At 38.6% G+C, this 19,550-nt stretch carries 20 protein-coding genes; 15 read left to right on the forward strand and 5 right to left on the reverse strand.

All coding sequences use genetic code 11. From position 1 onward, the window contains the following. Positions 1–127 precede the first annotated feature (127 nt). The 4 genes from ahrC (at position 128) to QCD85_RS16225 (ending at position 4,142) form a co-directional block, all read left to right on the forward strand. A complete protein-coding gene (gene ahrC, locus QCD85_RS16210; protein WP_069329109.1) occupies positions 128–577 on the forward strand; it encodes a transcriptional regulator AhrC/ArgR in 450 nt (149 codons plus the stop codon). A 134-nt stretch (positions 578–711) separates the two neighbouring features. Next, positions 712–2,451 (forward strand): DNA repair protein RecN, encoded by a 1,740-nt coding sequence (recN, locus tag QCD85_RS16215; protein WP_274172357.1) that lies wholly within the window; start codon positions 712–714, stop codon positions 2,449–2,451. Positions 2,452–2,777: 326 nt separating this feature from the next. Continuing rightward, positions 2,778–3,611: a sporulation transcription factor Spo0A gene (gene spo0A / locus QCD85_RS16220; RefSeq protein WP_204823437.1), complete on the forward strand. Its 834-nt coding sequence runs from the start codon at positions 2,778–2,780 to the stop codon at positions 3,609–3,611. 153 nt (positions 3,612–3,764) lie between these two features. Continuing rightward, positions 3,765–4,142, forward strand: coding sequence for a hypothetical protein (locus tag QCD85_RS16225; protein WP_273612937.1), 378 nt, complete (start codon positions 3,765–3,767; stop codon positions 4,140–4,142). A gap of 128 nt (positions 4,143–4,270) precedes the next feature. On the opposite strand, the gene QCD85_RS16230 is transcribed toward QCD85_RS16225, so the two are convergent. Then, positions 4,271–4,534 carry an XRE family transcriptional regulator gene (locus QCD85_RS16230; protein ID WP_301263227.1) on the reverse strand — a complete coding sequence of 88 codons (264 nt, stop codon included), beginning with the start codon at positions 4,532–4,534 and terminating at the stop codon, positions 4,271–4,273. A 158-nt stretch (positions 4,535–4,692) separates the two neighbouring features. Here QCD85_RS16230 and QCD85_RS16235 point away from each other — a divergent pair, with 158 nt between their 5' ends. After that, a complete protein-coding gene (locus QCD85_RS16235; protein ID WP_273612935.1) occupies positions 4,693–4,992 on the forward strand; it encodes a hypothetical protein in 300 nt (99 codons plus the stop codon). Positions 4,993–5,099: 107 nt separating this feature from the next. Here the strand turns inward: QCD85_RS16235 and QCD85_RS16240 are convergent, their stop codons facing one another. The 3 genes from QCD85_RS16240 to QCD85_RS16250 form a co-directional block, all read right to left on the reverse strand. After that, on the reverse strand, positions 5,100–5,636 hold the full coding sequence (locus QCD85_RS16240) for a GNAT family N-acetyltransferase (protein ID WP_301263228.1): 537 nt from the start codon (positions 5,634–5,636) through the stop codon (positions 5,100–5,102). Between the two features lie 175 nt (positions 5,637–5,811). Beyond that, positions 5,812–6,675: an AraC family transcriptional regulator gene (locus QCD85_RS16245; RefSeq protein ID WP_301263229.1), complete on the reverse strand. Its 864-nt coding sequence runs from the start codon at positions 6,673–6,675 to the stop codon at positions 5,812–5,814. A 236-nt stretch (positions 6,676–6,911) separates the two neighbouring features. Next, positions 6,912–7,391: a hypothetical protein gene (locus QCD85_RS16250; RefSeq protein ID WP_301263230.1), complete on the reverse strand. Its 480-nt coding sequence runs from the start codon at positions 7,389–7,391 to the stop codon at positions 6,912–6,914. Positions 7,392–7,559: 168 nt separating this feature from the next. Here QCD85_RS16250 and QCD85_RS16255 point away from each other — a divergent pair, with 168 nt between their 5' ends. The 5 genes from QCD85_RS16255 to QCD85_RS16275 all read left to right on the forward strand — a co-directional run bounded on the left by QCD85_RS16255 (position 7,560) and on the right by QCD85_RS16275 (position 11,300). Next, on the forward strand, positions 7,560–7,943 hold the full coding sequence (locus QCD85_RS16255) for a VOC family protein (protein ID WP_274172369.1): 384 nt from the start codon (positions 7,560–7,562) through the stop codon (positions 7,941–7,943). Positions 7,944–8,509: 566 nt separating this feature from the next. Then, complete coding sequence (locus tag QCD85_RS16260) at positions 8,510–9,112, forward strand: hypothetical protein (protein ID WP_301263231.1); 603 nt, start codon at positions 8,510–8,512, stop codon at positions 9,110–9,112. A 204-nt stretch (positions 9,113–9,316) separates the two neighbouring features. Next, on the forward strand, positions 9,317–9,769 hold the full coding sequence (locus QCD85_RS16265) for a hypothetical protein (protein WP_274172370.1): 453 nt from the start codon (positions 9,317–9,319) through the stop codon (positions 9,767–9,769). Positions 9,770–9,990: 221 nt separating this feature from the next. Beyond that, on the forward strand, positions 9,991–10,482 hold the full coding sequence (locus tag QCD85_RS16270) for a hypothetical protein (protein WP_273612927.1): 492 nt from the start codon (positions 9,991–9,993) through the stop codon (positions 10,480–10,482). A 287-nt stretch (positions 10,483–10,769) separates the two neighbouring features. After that, positions 10,770–11,300: a VanZ family protein gene (locus tag QCD85_RS16275; protein WP_301263232.1), complete on the forward strand. Its 531-nt coding sequence runs from the start codon at positions 10,770–10,772 to the stop codon at positions 11,298–11,300. 155 nt (positions 11,301–11,455) lie between these two features. Here QCD85_RS16275 and QCD85_RS16280 read toward each other — a convergent pair whose 3' ends face one another. Then, the gene (locus QCD85_RS16280) at positions 11,456–11,626 is read right to left on the reverse strand and encodes a hypothetical protein (RefSeq protein WP_273612925.1); all 171 of its coding nucleotides are present in this window, start codon (positions 11,624–11,626) and stop codon (positions 11,456–11,458) included. A gap of 173 nt (positions 11,627–11,799) precedes the next feature. Between QCD85_RS16280 and QCD85_RS16285 the strand changes: the two genes are divergently transcribed. From QCD85_RS16285 to QCD85_RS16305, 5 genes are all read left to right on the forward strand, one after another. After that, positions 11,800–13,803: a heparinase II/III domain-containing protein gene (locus QCD85_RS16285; RefSeq protein ID WP_301263233.1), complete on the forward strand. Its 2,004-nt coding sequence runs from the start codon at positions 11,800–11,802 to the stop codon at positions 13,801–13,803. A 132-nt stretch (positions 13,804–13,935) separates the two neighbouring features. After that, positions 13,936–15,969, forward strand: coding sequence for a glycosyl hydrolase (locus QCD85_RS16290; protein WP_301263234.1), 2,034 nt, complete (start codon positions 13,936–13,938; stop codon positions 15,967–15,969). 346 nt (positions 15,970–16,315) lie between these two features. Beyond that, positions 16,316–17,248 carry a carbohydrate ABC transporter permease gene (locus QCD85_RS16295; RefSeq protein ID WP_273612922.1) on the forward strand — a complete coding sequence of 311 codons (933 nt, stop codon included), beginning with the start codon at positions 16,316–16,318 and terminating at the stop codon, positions 17,246–17,248. Between the two features lie 124 nt (positions 17,249–17,372). Then, on the forward strand, positions 17,373–18,161 hold the full coding sequence (locus QCD85_RS16300) for a carbohydrate ABC transporter permease (protein ID WP_301263260.1): 789 nt from the start codon (positions 17,373–17,375) through the stop codon (positions 18,159–18,161). Between the two features lie 48 nt (positions 18,162–18,209). Next, on the forward strand, positions 18,210–19,529 hold the full coding sequence (locus QCD85_RS16305; RefSeq protein WP_301263235.1) for an ABC transporter substrate-binding protein: 1,320 nt from the start codon (positions 18,210–18,212) through the stop codon (positions 19,527–19,529). The last annotated feature ends 21 nt before the right edge of the window (positions 19,530–19,550 follow it).

Below are 19,550 nucleotides of genomic sequence, written 5' to 3' on the forward strand. Positions count from 1 at the left end.
AAAGGAATATACGTATATGTTCACGAATAAAGATGTGAGCATGTTCTGTGTATGGTGCATAAATACACACAGATAGAGATAGCGGAAGGTTAAGACTATAGAGAGCACATCACAAACGGAGGTCTTTATGAAGGGACAACGACATATTAAAATACGGGAGATTATCACCCATCAAGATATCGAAACTCAAGACGATTTAGTCGAAGCATTGCGTAATGCAGGCTTTCAAGTAACACAAGCAACCGTATCACGGGATATTAAAGAACTATTACTAATCAAAATTCCAACGGATGACGGAAGGTATAAATATTCATTACCAACGGATCAACGTTATAACCCGGTGCAGAAGTTAAAGCGTGCATTGGTGGACAATTTCTTGCAAGTAGATTTTACAACTAATCTGGTGGTTATGAAGTTCTTACCAGGTACAGCGAATTCAATCGCAGCGCTTATCGACAATATGGAATGGCCTCAGATTATGGGAACTATTTCAGGAGACGATACGCTACTGATTATTTGCCGTCAACCGGAAGACAGCCAACAGGTGATTGATCAAATTATGAGCTTTATCTCGTAATCATCAATCTCGTTGTAATGGATACGTTAATGTTCGGCTCGGCACACAAGCGGTCAGCCTAACAGCATGAGCTTGATCCATCTCGGTCTAAAAGCGTTGCTCTATAGTCTTTTATACGAAGAGGAGTGAGGCTCATGCTAGTTATGCTGAGCATTAAAAACCTGGCTGTTGTTGAAGAAATCGACGTTTATTTTCATAAAGGATTCCATGTACTGAGCGGTGAGACAGGTGCAGGTAAATCAATTATTATTGATGCATTAGGTCTGATTGCAGGTAGTCGAGGTTCAGCGGAATTGGTACGTTACGGAAATGATAAAGCTGAGATGGAAGCGTTATTCGAGCTACGTGGAGATCACCCGGTATGGGATACGATGTCACGGCTTGGCATTCAGGGAACCGCAGAAGAACATCTAGTCATTCGCCGTGAAGTGACAGCGAGTGGTAAGAGTACTGCGCGTATTAATGGACAGTTAGTGAATCTGACGATGTTGCGTGAGATCGGTGAGCAACTGGTCAATATTCATGGACAGCATGAGCACCAATCTTTGATGAAGCCAGAACGTCATCTGAGCTTGCTAGATACATTCGGATTTGCTGATATCAATCCAGTGAAAATTCAATATCAACAACAATATGCAGACTATGCCAAAGTAGAACGTGAATTACGCGATCTACAAGAAACCAGTCAGAAAACATATCAAATGCTAGATCTATACCGTTTCCAGCTTGAAGAGATTTCTTCAGCAGGGCTAGAGATCGGTGAAGATGAATTATTACAAGAAGAACGTCTACGTCTATCTCATAGTGAGAAAATGATGGAAGCCATCGTAGGTGGATATCATTCGATCAATGGAGACGGCGGTATGGGTTCTGTAACGGTCGCTATTTCACAGCTAGAAGATGTAGCTCGTTACGATTCCAAAGCATTAGACCCAATTCTAGAGCAGTTACAATCGGCTTTTTATCAGTTGGAAGATGCTGCTTATCAATTGCGTAGTTATCGCGAAAATATTGAATTTAATCCAGGTCGTCTGGAAGAAGTAGAGACTCGTCTGAATCAAATCTCTGGTCTGCGTCGTAAGTACGGAGACAATGTAGAAGAAATTCTAACGTACTATGAGAAAATTCAACATGAGACCGATCTACTTGAAAATAAAGACGAACGTCTGGCTGAAATGACAGAACGTCGTGATCGGTTACGTGATAAGTTGCTTCAGACCGGTGAGAAATTAAGTAAGATTCGCCGTAAAGCAGCAGATGAACTGGCTAATCAAGTCGAAGCAGAGCTTAAACATTTGCAAATGGAACGTACTTCACTACGTGTCAATATGGATTATATTGATGATCCTAATGGGGCAGAGTGGAATGGACGAACAATTCGCGTTACCCGTCAAGGGATCGATAATGCAGAATTCCTGATCTCTCCTAACCCGGGTGAACCTTTACGTCCACTAGGTAAAATTGCTTCCGGTGGTGAGTTGTCACGTATTATGCTTGCACTGAAAAGTATCTTTGCTCGTCATGATCAAGTCCCTGTACTGGTATTCGATGAAGTGGATACAGGGGTGAGTGGTCGGGCAGCTCAGTCGATCGCAGAGAAATTGTTCAAATTATCTGCTGATTGTCAGGTATTCTCGATTACTCACTTACCGCAAGTAGCTTGTATGGCAGATCATCAATACCTGATCGAAAAGCATATTATTGGAGATCGCACAGCGACTCGTGTAACTTCGCTTCATGAAGATGGACGTGTCGGTGAACTTGCTCGTATGCTAGGTGGAGTAGAGATTACCGAGAAAACGAATCATCATGCTCATGAAATGTTGAAGCTTGCTGAAGCGCGTAAAGATAGCTCTACGTATGCAGTACACTAAGCAAATGCATAAGTGATGCTCAAGTCAAAAGGAAGAGCTTAAAGCTCTTCCTTTTGTGTTATACATATAGATAAGGTCTGTTCATCAACCAAGTTAGCAAATATGGAAAAATAATCCGCTTTTTTACATTCGACAGCAGGAATACCCTTGTTGATGTCGAAAACTATACTAAAGAGTCCAAAACAGTCAAATTTCTGTAAAGACTTTGTGATCACTGTGATTAAAGTTCAAATATAGTCTTCAATCATTCCCAAACAGTCTAATGATGCAAGTCCAACGAACCGCTATATCATAGTTAAAGAAAACTCATAAGGAGGAATTATACCGTGTCAGATATCAAAGTATTATTAGCGGACGATAATCGTGAATTTACCAATATGCTTGCTGAATATATTTCCAATCAAGAAGATATGGAAGTAGCAGGTATCGCATTTAATGGGGAAGAAGTATTGCAGATGATCGATCAATTACCAGATCTTCCAGATGTGTTGATCCTGGATATCATTATGCCACACCTCGATGGATTGGGTGTATTGGAACGCTTGCGGGATATGAATCTATCTCCAGCACCGAAGATTATTATGCTGACTGCATTTGGTCAAGAAAATATTACACAACGTGCAGTACAACTGGGTGCGTCTTACTACATCCTCAAGCCTTTCGATATGGAAGTACTGGTAAGTCGTGTGCGCCAATTGGTAGGATCTCCGATTACTAATAGCGGTGGCAATATGCAACCAGGTAATAGCAGCAATAGCATGGGCAACAAAGTGAATAACGGTCTACCGCCTGTAACAAGAGGCAAAAATCTGGATGCGAATATTACAGCAATCATCCACGAGATCGGCGTTCCTGCACATATCAAAGGCTACCAATACTTACGTGAAGCAATCACGATGGTCTACAACAATATCGAGATTCTAGGATCGATCACTAAGACCTTATATCCTGCAATCGCAGACAAGTTCAAAACAACCCCTTCCCGCGTAGAACGTGCCATCCGCCACGCCATCGAAGTGGCTTGGACAAGAGGGAATATTGATAGTATCAGTCATTTGTTCGGCTATACGATTAATATTAGTAAAAGCAAACCTACTAACAGTGAGTTTATTGCGATGGTAGCAGATAAGTTGAGAATTGAGCATAAGGTTCCGAATTAACAGAGTAGAAAATTTATTTGCTAAATTGTATGTTAATTAATGCCACTTATTGATAGAGATTTTTTCTATAGTGAGTGGCATTTTATTAACTATTATTTCCATATGTACTAATTTTAAGTTTTCTAAAGAATATTATAAGGAGAAAATTCCCAAATGAAATTTCAAGAATTGAAAACATTAGAAAGTAGAAGAAAACAAAAGTTGAGATATTTTAAAGAGAAAGTTAGTGATTTAGAGCTAGAAAAAGCTAGATTAGAAGCAAGTGAGGCTGTATATAAACATCCTTTGATGGTTTTACTAATTGGAATATTTGTTTTTCTTTATCAACAATTTTTTTCAGCTCGTGAAGAATTAGGATTATTTTTTTCGTATATTTTGGCTACATTAACACTTACGTTTTTGGCAGTAATAATAATAGTATACTTTCGAAGATTACGTAAAATAATTGAACATAAATATATTTTAGAAATTGTTATTAGTGAGAAAAAAGAGTATAAAGAAAATTTAAAAAGTAAGATGAGATCTTTATAAAAGTTAAGATATAATTAACCATTTTGTTGATAAATTGAGTTGGCACAGAAATATTTTTTACATGAAGCGCCTTTACAATCTTTTCTAAATATAAATAATAAATCCTGAAATTAAGAAAAGACCAAAATTTATTGGTCTTTTTTCTCTTGGTCCACAGGAATATATTCTATAATATCTTCAATACCAAATGTACGATTTACTCCATTATTGATAGCAATTTCGTTAATTGCATTCAGTATACTGATTAGTGTTTCTAATTTGATTGTGCGAGTATTACCACTTGCTAAGTCTAAAATAGTAGCAGAACGTATTTTAGATTCTACAGATAATTTATTTCGAGTAGCCCCAATAATTTTCAAAGTTTCATTTAGTTTAAATCGAATTTGTTCCATTGAATCGTAGCCGCCTTTCACTTAAAGTAACACTATTAAATTATTTTAATGACTTATTGACGTAGTACTCGAAAAGTAGTATATTTAAATAAATATAGTACTAATAAAGTAGTACTTTTAAAGTTTGGTAATTATTAAATTAGAGATGAGGACTTTAAATGACCCAACTACTACATAGAAAAGCCCAAATCAAAGAAGCCTTCAATCAGTTCATATCCACACGTATGGATCAAGTGAGTGAGGATGCTATTTCGCCTTCGCCTGAGTATCAAGCCCTCACCACTGAATGCACAGAACTATTTGCCACTATCTATGATCAGCTTCCGTCAGATATCCAAATTCTGTTCACCCAATACGAAGAAGTAGTGACGCTTATTCAAGGATTAGCAGAATCGACGATGTATGAGCAGGGGATCAAAGATGGCTTGCAATTAAGTCAGGTGCTGTACAGTTATTGACTTTGCATATCCTCTAAAATAAATATGTCCTACATATGTATATCAGCCAAATCATAACGTACAATTGCATATTTTTCAATTCTATCTAACCTCATTATAAGCTTTTACTACTTTTTGTACTCTATTAACCAACAATCCCGATATTCACCTTCATGCCATTCATGGTTGGGTAATAATTTTACTTTTTGGAATCCACATTTTTTATAACAATGGAGTGCTCTCGTATTCCATGTCTGAGGGTCCATTGCGATGCGGTGGGCTTGTTTTTGCTGTGTGAGGAAGGTGATCATTGTCTGGATGAGTAGAGTACCAATACCCCGATTCCAATAGTCTGGTTCGCCGATAAACTGATCCATCCCATAGATCACTTCACTAGAGTCATGATATCCGTATACATTTCTGCTCTCTTGATCCAATAGGTAATATTGAATATAACCTATCGCTACACTATCATATTCGATAATACATTGAATGTCTTCAGTATCTGGATCGTAAAAGATTTCAGTTACTTTGTCCACATCGAGAGGTTCATCTCGACCTTGATAATATTGCAAAACTGTAGGGTCAGACATCCATTTTGCAAGGTTATTTTTATCTTCAATGGTAAGAGAACGAATAGACAAATGATCGTTCGAAATAAGCATCGTATTCTCCTTATGAATAATAGTATCCTTTATTTATCATATTTTTTATACCATATATTAGGAATAATTTCTATTGTTCACAGGAGAATATACGTATACTACACTTAAAATAGTGTTTATAAAGTACAGTGAAATGTAGAGAGTTATATGATGTCATCAGTCGTCTGAATTATCGTTACGACCATTCTTTTCGGTAACTAAGCGGGGTGCAATTGACTCTGGCTTTGAATAAATTGATAAAATGAGATACATTGTCTACGCCGACTTCGTTGGCGATTTCTTGGACGCTTTTGTCGGAATATTGTAGCATGCCTTTGGCAGCATTGATCCGAATATGGATCAGGTATTCGATCGGAGGGAGTCCGATATATTGTTTGAAATCTTTGGTCAGTTGAAATTTGTTCATCCCGTATTGTTTGGCGAGCTGGTCGAGTGTGATCGCTTGCGTGTAGTTATGTTCGAGATAAGTTTGCATATTCAGAATTTTGGAAGGGATGCTGTATGTATTGTCTTTGGCATAGATCGTCGTTAAGATGACCTCGGTTAACAATTGTGTGAGGAGTTGAGCATTCAGAAGCTCTGTTTTCTGTGTACGTGTGTATTGCAGATTAAGTAATTGTTGAGCTAGCTCCAGAATCAGCGAAGAAGATTGCGAATGATATACCGGCATCTGATTATTGTCGTATTGATCATAATAGCCTGCTATTGTGGCTCCATACATATGGATCGATAACGTTTCCCAGTGTTGTTCGGACTTCGCTTCATAGCGGTATTCTTCTTTGCAATCGATCCAGAAGAAATCACCTGCTTGTAATAAAAAAGACTGTCCTCGATAATACAGACAACCACTACCGGACAATGTATATAAGAACAGATAGGACGCAATTTTGGCATGTTTAATAGAAGAAGATGAATCGATATAATGATACCCGATTTCTTGAATATACAGATAAGTGGATTGAGCGACAGGAGAAGGGGTGAGAATAAAGCGGATAGGCTTTTGAGAGAAATGATGCAAATCGTTTTCGCTGGATATCATTATGAATGTACCTCCTGCGTTAAAAAATAGATAGCTAATTGAATATTAATATTACATATTGTAAGCGTTCTCTTAAAAGTTGGCAATTATTTTTCATAGGGTGGCTAGAAATAGATGTACCAAAGTAGATAAATTAAATAATAACCCTCTAGCTTCTGCTTATGATAACAAGCGTAAGTCAGAGGGTTATCTATCTGTATGTTATACGTTTTTAAAATGAGTTGTAGATATTATCGTTAAGAAGCAAAATAGTGTACCGATATTTTTTGGTGAGATGTTTGTTGGATATTAAATCCTGCTATTACAAAACGGAATTGAACAGCACCACGACCACCATCTGCATTAGGGTCTGGAGCCAGACTGATATCACTATTATAAGAATAATCGTATACGTTTACATTAACAGGAACCCATTTTTTCTTAACTACATCATAGCCTTCATAGGATAAAACGATACGTTCATCCGAACGAAGGGTAAGATCAGCTGTTGCTGATACCAGATCTTTATAAGAAGGGAATGTACTCGATTTGACAACAGAGTTTCCTTTTTGAAGCACAAGGTCGAAATTGAGATCAATATTCTGACTATCGATTGAAGAAGGAGTAGTTTCTTGAGTTGCTGTAGAAGTAGCCGCATAAGCAGATGAATGGAAAGGAACTACGAGCGCTAGTGCTGTCACTGTTGCAAGACCAAATGTAACCCATGTTTTTTTCATTATTTATTTCTCCTTTGAATCCTAATTTGAACAGCATATGCCTAGTAAATAGAATCCCTTTTTCACGTTTCACTCTCTAACTGAATTTACTTTATCCATACATACAGGATAATATAGAAAAAGAATGTTCCAACAATGAATAAAAAAAGACAAAAGGAGAACACAAACATGATTGAATTTGGATATATTCATCATATGAGTTTGGCAGTACGTGATATTAATAGATCTCGTGTCTTTTATTCTGACGTACTCCAATTGAAAGAAATTGAGCGTCCGCCATTTGATTCTGTAGGAATATGGTATGCAATAGGTGAGCAACAGTTGCATTTGATACAGCAACCGCAAGGAGAAACATTACGTGAGGGGAATATTGATTCAACAGATGGACATCTAGCTATCTGGGTAAGGAGTTATCGTCAGACATTGGAGTGGTTAGATCAACAAAATGTATTCTATGAAGCACGTCCCCATAGTTTGGCCGGCTTTGCACAGATTTATATTCTTGATCCTGATCATAATATTATAGAGTTGGATGCTCCTTATGAAGAGTAGACAAACAAAAGAACTATATGCCTTTTAATGAAAGTGCAATCTATCGTTTCGTCATAAACCTCCTTTGATGTGACGGATACCCTATATTCAGGAAGTTATTTTGCTTATGTAATAGGATTTAACTTCATATTAACATAGTTTCCTTAATAAGTTAGTTTTATCTGAAAAAAAATATGAATTACTCGGAAAAATATTTTTTTGCACATAAAAAGACCACCCGAAGGTGGTCTTTCTAACCCGATGGCGCTAATTGAAATCTTTGATCCGCATCCCGCGCCTCCGAAGTTCGTGTGGTTTAGACAAGAACCTCGGATTGGGTAAAGGACGCGTTCAACATGTTAATCTGAATGTTGACGCACCTCCTTTCTGTATGGACTAATATTACCATAGGTTTACATAAACAGCTAGTGTTTTTGACAAATATTTATAAAATAAGTGGATAGACCTAATGCTGTTATTTCCTCATTCCAAAGTCTTGATTCATTACTCATGCTTGTAAAAAAAGTGCTGATTTATGATTTATTTCATGTATAATGCAAACGAGAATAATATTGAAGGAGGTTGTTATGCGGTTTGTAGAAAAAGACTGGACGACTTCTGTTATTCAGCATAAAAGAAGACCTACCAGTTGGATCATAGCTGTTGTTCTACTAATAGTAGTAACTGCACTGGCTGGCGTATTGTGGATAAGCAATCAGAAGCTTTATACAACGATATACCAGAGTGAGCAGAGCAATCAGGCGCTAACCAAGAAGCTTGAGAGGTATCAACAAGAGTTAACAACCGTCCAAAAGAATGTATGGACAATAGAAGAAGATACCGCTATTCATGATATGACTCATCAGATCGAAGATTATGTAGCGACAGATGATTTTGTAGTCAACAAAATTTACTTTTACAAAGATCCATCTCATCAATTAGAGTATCTGTATATTGATATTTACAATCAACCGAAGATGGAACCGTATTATAGCGCGCAGGGTGTATATGATTTACCGGATCAACAGGTACAAGCCAAATGTGAGCAGATGATTGACGATGTCCAACAATTATATGCAGAAGGTGAACATCTACCAACGTGGAATAAAAAGACGGTTGTATATATGACGATCAATAATTATGAGATCGGTAATAATATCAACGGCAAATTTCAATTAACTGTCAAATAAAATGATCCAAATCTACATTTCTTAGATTTAACGATTTCAAAAAATGAATAATTGATATATAATGATCAAAAGTTTAATCGTATTAATTATGTACGTTGAATCAAGTTCTAGTCTTGCCTTAATGTTAACATTAGTGTTATAAATTATTAACATTAGTGTTATAATCTAAGGAAGCTCAAAAATGATTGGGTACAGGAAACTTCTATGAATCATAATGAATTAAAGTTAGAAATAGAATTAATTCCCGAATCGACAATGCACTTGAATCTTCGTAATCGATTAACTTCTTATCAGTGGCGACAATTCAGCCAGGATATTCAAAAGCGTGACCAGTATACCTGCTGTATCTGTCATCGTGTCAAAGGGGATACGATCGATAAGCTACATTGTCATGAGATATGGACATTTGATACAGATGCACAAGTTCAGTACCTGAACGGGTTTCAGTCGTTATGTTTCCAATGTCATATGATCAAGCATATTGGCTTTGCTACGATGAATGATTGGGTAGAAAAATATCAATTAATAGAGCATTTTTGTACTGTAAATGAGGTCTCCCGTAAGCAATATGCTCAGCATTTTCATGATGCTGTCCAATTGTGGATTGCCCGCAACCAGATAACTTGGCATGTCGATCTGGGCGATTATATAAGTTAAGCAATGGTACATAATCATCGCGAATAGGGGGGATAGGCTAGAAAGTAGGGTCCGATGCTTGCTGACTTATTTGTAACAAAAATGTAATAATCCGTTTTACCGGGAATAAAACGGCATATATGTACTAGCGAATTCAATATCATGGGATTTTAGTTAATTTCGTGCTTTGATAAAAACGATGATTTATAGTACATTAGCTTTGAAGAAAGAGGAGGTTTCTAATGTACTCAAGCAGACCAAGCGATGCTTTGCACATCATGACATACACCTTGAACAGTGGTATAAAAGGTACTGTACCTTTATCGAACCAGCAGATCGAGGAATGGCTTGAAAGTTATAGAAGCAATACGCGTTATGTGACTAATATAGGTAAAGAATTTTTTGGGTTGAATCCCGAATTAGTTGCTGATTTTAAAGTACAAAATCAATTCTCTGATCATCAACGTGTGATTGTTCCGATTCAGCCGGAAGAACAACATCCTGCTGAGGACTTGAGCACTGCTTATAAAGCGAATGAGATTTTGATCAAAGTGGATTGCAAATGTGGAACAGCTTATACTACAGATTCACCATTTATGCGTACCAAATGGTATTGCACGAAGTGTAAAGAGATTGTGTTCCTTGATCCGAAAAAAGGAAAAGTGGAAACATCACGTGGTGAAGCTTTCTATATGACAAATAAATATTTTGTAGAACGTGCTCCTATCGAATAGAATAAGAATTCTGTAATTGCAACGTGAAAAATGACTGTTTGTCTAGACAAGTTTGTACTTGATAAATAGGTTAACGACTAGCTAGTATGTTTGATTAAAGACACGATAGGGTCGATAAGATAAAAACATACTAGGATAGCCGTATGTGCTGAAAAATACATAGTGTAATAACCAAAACAGTCTGGTAAAGATCGGGCTGTTTTTTGATATGTTGCTTTGGACAGTGGGATGATCAGATGTGCAGGATATGATATACTATGCTGCATATGTTTGGAGGGATAAGCTGAATGAGTTCTATCTATAGTAGTCGAAAATTTCCGTACGTTCGCTGGATCATATGGACGGTACTGGCGTTAGCATGGATGGCTTTTATTTTTTACAAATCCAATCAGCCGTATATTGAGCAGGATTTGAAGCCTTTTTTGGCAGACTTGATTCCAGAGTCCACATTGTCTACATTTACGCCTACGATTGAATTTTCGTATGATGGTTATCTGGTAAGTGGCACATCGCCTTATGATTTTTTTGAATTTTTTATTCGTAAAATAGCGCATGTGGTTGAATTTGCGATTCTGGCGTTTTTGTTATGTCGTGTGTTTTCTCCACTGACACGCCGAGAGTATGCGCCGATTGTCTGGGCAGGTATTGTATCTTATGTATATGCGTTGTCGGATGAATGGCATCAGACATTTGTATCAGGACGAACAGGGCATTTTACAGATACATTAGTCGATGGAATTGGGATCGTATTGGTTATGTTATTTTATATTTTGATCCGTAGACGCAAGCATAAAAAGAGCGGGCTTCGGTTTCGCTAGACATCTATACCGATAGCATTTAATACAAAAATAGCATGCAACACAAAAAGTCGCTTTGATAAAAAAGCGACTTTTTATTTGCCAAAAATGAGTATTCTATATTTAAAAATGCAGAATGATATCATGAATAGTTACATCATCGTATGCGATGTATGTTATTTACTGATATTGATATAACGACCTACTAATTCACTAATTTTAGCTCTAACGATTAGATCCGAATTGCTACGATTATTTAGGATTAAATAGACATGTTTGATAAAATCATTTTTTTCCTCGTCGGTCAAAGTAGTAATATGTTGTTCCAACTCAATATTTACACTCATCATTATTCCTCCAATTCGGTATATATTTTTATATAGCATAACCTATAATGCTCAAATATCCAGTTATTTATAATTATTTCATTATATGAAAAATTCATAATAGATATACATTTATCGTTGAAAGCGTTATCTTCAAAACAATCAACAACTATTCTATCTACGAGGTGAATATTATGAATATTTCTACCAAGTCCTCTGCTTTACTATGGGGGATAGATGATCTGGAAAAGCGAGTACAATATACATTAAGCAATCCCAACTATACAGCATGGTGGACAGAGTTACAGCATCTAGCGAATGAAGCATTGATTCTTCCGATTCCTGTACTGTCGTTTGAAGCTTTTCGTGAATTTGCTGATCATGGAGGACGGGAGCAGTATCAACAGCTTTATTTTGAGAAAAGAGGGCGTATCGGAGCGTTAGCAATCATAAGCCTACACACAGCCGATGAGGGTACATCGTACATAGAAGCATTAGAAGAAGCATTATGGGATATCTGCAATGAGTATACATGGTGCTTACCTGCACATTTGCCACAGTCCAACCAACACGCACAACGACCGGTATGGGAAGAGATTGATTTGTTTGCAGCAGAGACAGCTGGTATGTTAGCCGAGCTAAGTACGTTATTTCGGGGGCGGTTAGATGATCGCATTATAGAGCGGATCGAGTCCGAAGTACAGCGACGGATATTCAAGCCGTTGAGCGACCCTAATCCATTATTCGGCTGGGAGACCGCAGATCATAATTGGTCGGCTGTCTGTGGATCAGGATGCGGAATAGCCGCTTTATTATTACTGAAGCAAGATAATCCTAGACGGGTTCAGATTCTGGAACGGATGATTCAAGCAATGAGTCACTTTTTATCAGGATATGGTGAAGATGGAGGATGTGCAGAGGGATTAGGGTATTGGGTCTATGGATTCGGTTATTATACTTATTTTGCAGATATGTTGATACGTGTAGAACCACAGTATGAACATCTATTGCGTTCTACTAAGATTGCACAGATGGCGGCTTTTCCAGAACATCTTCATTTGTCAGACGGAGTATTTGTTAATTTCTCGGATAGTGATGAACAAGAGATATTGCCACCCGGATTATTATCGCAATTAGGCAAATGGACAGGGCATGAGTATTCGTTACCTTTTCAGATCAATCTATTGGTAGATGATCCTTGTCGCCGATGGGCGCATTTGATTCGTAATTTGTTATGGTCAGATGAAAGTTACTTTGCGTCTTATGATTCTGTGCAGGTTGATGGACAGGAAGGTGGGATCTATTTACCTGATCTGAATTGGATGATCTGCAAAAGTAATCTTTCCAAGTCTGATATGACGATAGCGCTGGCAACCAAAGGCGGGCATAATGATGAACCTCATAATCATAATGATCTGGGTTCATTCATTGTTCATGCTGGTGGAGAAAATATATTATCTGATCTCGGAGCAGGGCTGTATACACAGGCTTATTTTGCGCCTGGCAGAGAACAGATTTTGAATATTTCGTCAGCAGGGCATTCGGTTCCGCAGATAGATGGTCAGGAACAACAAAGTGGACGTGAAGCAGAGTCTCATGTGTTAGAACAGCGTCTATGGAGAGAGGGGCAGATAGATCGTGCGATATGGAAGCTAGATATCACCAAAGCCTATGCACATCCGACTTTACAACAGTATACTCGTGATCTGGATTGGTCTGTCTCACAAGATCAAGCAGAAGCCACGTTGCAATTGATCGATCGATTTACATTTAATCGTCAACCGCAGGTAGAGAAGAATAGATTCAGTGCACAGGAAAGTAGTACTCATTCACTAGATCAAGTCACTCCGCCAATTGTTGAACGATTTATGAGCACTATAGAGCCGATTATAGAAGCTGATACTGTACGCTGGATTGGCAACAAAGCAGAAGTCTGTCTAAAGCTTGCACAAGCTCAAGAAAAGGTCACAGTGGAAGTGATCCAACATGTCGATCATCATGGTGCAACAATCGTATTGTATCGAACATCGATTCAGCATGTTGCTTCTATAGAACAAGGAATACAAGAACAATCTATACAGCAAAAGAGTATTACAGCACATAGTTCTTCGTTAGAAGACATCTCACATTCAGAACATACAATCACTGTAGTAATCGATCTAGCATTTGTAATTACATCTATTCCATCTTTAGCATGATAACCAGAGTCAAGATTGTCGCTTAATCAGTCAAATCTGTGAATCTTATCAGATCAAGCAAGGTGCTACACTGAACTCATGAAGAAATAGACGTAATCATGAACTATCAAAAGACCGAAAGAAGGGGTTATTTTGAAACAGTGGAATAGATGGAATCCATCTTCTTATGGGTGGGCAGATGAGGCACGTGAATATGAACAATTATTGCATCAAAGTCAGCCTTTACCTGCATCAGATTGGACACATGAACGCAAAGTGAAGATGCTCAGTCAAATGGTAGATTATTATGCGACTCATCAGCAAGCAGATGGAGCGATTATTGATCCTTATTCGCAAGCCGAACGTTATTATTCGACACCTTCGTATGCTCTTGCGGCGGCGGTGTTAGTGAGTAGCGGACGAGAAGACTTAATCGACTCTGCGGCGTCTGCGCTAACTCATAGTATTGAGTTGTTAGTATCCGAGCGAACACCGGATCAACATCCTGATTTTTTTATTGTAATGATTATGGGAGCTTATCGTATTCTTAAAGAAAAAATGCCAGAGCAAGCCGAACGATGGCGACAAGCATTAGCAACGATTGAACCGGAGCAGACTTATTTATTTACGATGAGCAAAATGAAAAATCCGAATCGTATGATCAACTGGAATGCGATTATGTTGTCTGGAGAAGTGATACGGCAAGCCGAAGATATAGCTTCTAAGGATACAACATGGATAGACGACTATTTGCAAAAGTACCATCTGCCTCGCTTTACATCACTTGGCTGGTATGAAGATGGGCCGCTAGATCGACCCAATAGCCCGTTTGCTTACGATATTGCGACTCGTTATCATCTGGGTGTGATGATGTTATCGGGATATGCTGGTACAACAGCAACCGCTTTGCAAAGTCAGTTACAGCATGGAGCGATCAGTTCATTATTGACATTATCACCACTTGGAGAATTACCACCACGGGGGCGCAGTGCACAGCATCAATGGAATGAAGCGGCAGCAGCATTTGTATTTACGATGCAAGCCCAGCAAGCCTATGCAGATGGAGCATTACAATGGGCTGGAGCATTTCGGCGTGCAGCAGATAAGACATGGGCAGCGATAGAAAAGTGGCAAACTTCTGAAGGATATGTGCAGATCGTTCGTAATCATTTTCCGGCAGAGCAACGACATGGATATGAAGTGTATAGCAATCATACGACGTATAATCTATGGACAGCGGCTGCACTGGCCTATACGCTCTGGTATGAACAACCACAAGAGATTACACCTTATCCTATTCCAGCAGAGTTAGGAAGTCGTACTCTTCAAGCAGATGGTTGGTTTGAGACGGTCTTTAGTTCAGTACCAGACCAGCAGATAGTCATTCATACGGCACTGAATGATCCGTATATGATTCCAGGTATAGCACGTATTCAGCATGCCGGATTACACGCGAATCTAGCTACTTCTTCTCCCGGACATAGAGATCAAGGATTTACAGAGTTTAACGCAGGTGATATTTTCCCGCTTATTCATATGCCTGCGTGGCAGATAGCAGATAACGTATGGCATCATCTAGCAGAAGGAATACCGACTGCGATTCCTTTTGATCGTGATGCAGGAGTTGATCCGTCTGATGGTGGAGGTTCTTATCGTATTGAGCAATCTTCGACCACCGCAGATCATAATCATCTGGTCATACGATGGCAGGGGCCATTACAAGGCATTAATTATGTAATTGCGACTTATGAACAGTCTCCCGGACATATCGTGGTAACGTATGAAGTTGTTGCTAATGATGAAGCAGAGCATGATCCATCTACAGAACAGATCAAGCAGATCGGGGCGTGGATTCCTTTATTTCTATCTGACGGACAAGAATCATCTACGATCAAGACAGAACGAATCGATCGTCAATCATTAATAGCTCGTGCAGAACAATCGATAAATGAACGGTATACAGCAGATAAGGCAGGTGTATCATCAGCAACGATGATAGAGCAAGAACAGGTAGAAGTGATAACAGTGACTTATCGTGATCAGTATATACGAATCGTACCACGTACCCCGCAAGCGACGATTACGTTTCCTAACGAAGCGAATGAGGTAGCCAGTCGTAACGGATTATTACGAGGAGCAAGAATTGAAGCCACAGGTTCCCGTATTTCTTTTGACATCTTTTTATAATCAGATAGGATCGAAGATAAACTATAGTCTAGCTGATGATGTTTATACAAAAAGTAGTCTGGATATAATAACCAGACTACTTTTTTTGTTGTCTATTTTATTATCTATAGTTGTGAAGACAATTAATATAATTTTCTGCTGATAAACAACTAATACATCCCACTAATAGCTCACAACAGAAAAATAATTTCTCATGAAATCATAAAAGGTAAAAATTGTTTGTAAACAGGTCAGTTCTGTGTCTTAAATGGAAAACTGTTCCACGATACACTTAGAACATAAGATATCAACTGAATACCTGCTACAGTCCGCGGCTGTGGCACTATTCTACAAGGAGGTACCAATCGTGGAACGTTCTGCATCACAATCTACAGCTTCATCTTCGTCCAAGCGCTGGCTTTCAACAACAGCTAAAGAAACGATTGCTGGTTATCTATTTGCTGCTCCGATGTTGATCGGACTTACCGTTTTTATTTTAATTCCGATGGTCTCGCTCTTTTTTATCAGTCTAACCAAATGGAACTTTATTCAAGGGTTTCGCGGAGTTGAGATGATCGGACTTGATAATTTCCGTCATTTGTTTCAAGATAAATCGTTTTTTGTATCGATGCTGAACAATATCAAATTACTATTAGCTGTACCATTTACACTTTTATTTTCATTAGTTATAGCGATTGTAGTGGATGAAAAAGTGTATTTCAAAAGCTTTTTCAAAATTATTTACTTTATGCCGTATATCTCAAGTGTGGTTGCCGTAGCGATTGTATTTCAGATTTTATTTCATCCTTCTCAAGGGCCTGTAAATGGATTTCTAATGTCTCTAGGTGTTACCAATCCACCGAAATGGTTAGCAGATCCTACGTATGCGCTACCTTCGATTATGATGATTACAGTCTGGACATCGATAGGCTTCAATATGGTCGTCTATCTAGCAGGGTTACAGTCGATTCCCAAAGACTTGTACGAAGCCGCCGATATTGATGGAGCTTCATCATGGCGTAAGTTCCGTTCGATCACTGTACCGATGTTATCACCAACTACATTTTTCTTATTGATTACAGGTATCATTTATTCGTTCAAAACGTTCGATCTGATCGCTGTACTGACACAAGGTGGCCCTGCCAAATCTACGAATGTTATGGTCTATGAAATTTATGATCAAGCTTTTGTAAATTTGAAAATGGGATATGCCGCCGCAGAATCGGTCTTTCTGTTCGCTGTGATTTTACTGATTACGGTTGTTCAATTTTGGGGTCAGAAAAAGTGGGTTAACTACTAAATTATTATGATGCTATAAGGAGGTGTAGCTGTTGGAACATCCGATTTCAGCTCCACATGTATCATCATCTCAACGTCCGACAAAAGATAAACTGTCTTTGACGAAAATTATTGTAACCGTTATCATGCTGGTGATAGGAATTATCTTTTTACTACCGTTTATCTGGATGTTGTCAGCATCGTTCAAGCCAGAAGCTGATGTATTCAAATATCCGGTGCAATGGATTCCACATAACTGGAATGTAGTCGAAAATTATCGTGCTGTCTGGTTCGGTGATCCGCCATTTATGCTGTATTACTGGAACTCGATCAAAGTATCGGTGATGACCATTCTAATCTCAGTGATTACCTCAGCAATGGCAGCGTATGCGTTCTCCAAAATCCATTTTCGCGGTCGGGATACATTATTTATTATCGTCTTACTGACTTTTATGATTCCAGGGCAGGCGGTACTGGTTCCTCAATTTATTATGTATCGCAGTCTAGGGCTTTTTGATACCCATATCGGATTGGTGTTGCTCGAATCGTTCAGTGCATTGGGTACATTTATGTTGCGACAAGCATTTATGTCGATTCATAGTGAATTTATTGAATCCGCTAAGATTGATGGAGCAGGGCATCTACGGATTTTTGCTCAAATAGCATTACCGTTAGTGCAACCATTTATCGCTACATATGCGATTCTGCGTTTTATCTGGACATGGAATGATTATCAAGCACCGCTGATCTTTCTACGTTCGCCAGAACTATTTACGGTTCAACTAGGAATTAACCGTTTTGCCGATGCGACCGGCGAATACTACTCGCTGATTATGGCAGGTACATGCTCGGCTATTTTACCGCTAGTGATCGTCTTTTTACTGGCTCAAAAACATGTGATTGGTGGCATTGCACTCGGTGGTGTCAAAGGATAAACGTGATTTATTTTTATATACAATGTATACATTCTAAGGGGGATTATCATGAAATTGAATCTACGATGGAAATCAATGATTATTATAAGTTGCTGTCTACTATTGGTACTCGCAGGATGTGGCTCGGCTAAAGATGCAGCAACAACCGCAGATGGTAAAACGAAAATTACATTTTACACATGGTACACCAAAGATCAATTCCATTGGGATGATGTCTATGCAGCATGGCAAAAAAAGAATCCAGATATCGAAGTGCAATATGTAGGCTTGTCTGAAAAAAGTGATACCGATGAATATATCAAAAAGTTAGACCTTGCCGCAGGTTCGGGTGATCCGATCGATGTTGTGATGGTCAACAATGCCAATACGTATGCTCAACGTGTCGATATGGGATTATTTGCACCGCTAGACGATCTGATTGATTTTAAATATGAAGATGAATATCTAGCAGACTTCGCTGTTGATGGTAAACGTTATGCACTACCAGGTAAGCGTGCGATTACGTATGTCTTGTTAAATAAAGATCGTCTGGATAAAGCAGGCTTAAAAGTACCTACCGATTGGACATGGGACGAATTTCGAGAATATGCCAAAAAATTAACAGCACCGGATCATAGCTACTATGGTGTATACTTCCATACATGGGCATCTCAGACGCTACTTGAGTTATTGAATCAACCGGAGAACAATAGCTATCTCAAAGCAGACGGAACATCCAATATGGACGATCCGAATTTCCGAGCATCGTTTGAACTTCGGTATAATGCAGAACATGAAGACAAATCCGCTGTTCCTTATAGCGATGCTATTTCTCAAAAATTAAACTATCGTGATCAATTTCTAGGTGGATCGGCAAGTATGTTAGTCATGGGAAGCTGGATGAACTCTAATATCGCAGGTAGCAAAGAATCTGCACCAGACTTCAAAGTAGCTGTCGCACCTTATCCCAAAAATAGCGCAGATACCAAAGAAATCTATTCTAGCAATGACTACGATTACTACGGAATCGGTGCAGGTTCAGACAAACAAGACGCTTCGATGAAATTTATCCGCTGGATGACCACAGAAGGTATTCAAGCGCAAGGCACAGATATTTCTTCCTGGCAAAAAGCAGATGTAAGCAAAGCATTGGAGAGTATTATCAACAATGGCACCCATCCAGAAAATGTCGATCTAGACTCACTCATCTATACTTTCAAAGTCAGCAAAGGCATCAACAAAGCTCCTGCTGTCCCATATTTGAGTGAAATCGAACAAGAAGTTAACGCCGAGTTCGAAAAATATATCCTACAAAAACAAGACATCGACACCACCATCACCAACGCCAAAGCCATCGTCCAACAAATCATAGACGCCAACAAAAGCTAATCTATAGCATCTATAGAATCT

The sequence above is a fragment of the Paenibacillus sp. PsM32 genome (assembly GCF_030433815.1).
GTDB lineage: Bacteria > Bacillota > Bacilli > Paenibacillales > Paenibacillaceae > Saccharibacillus > Saccharibacillus kyungheensis.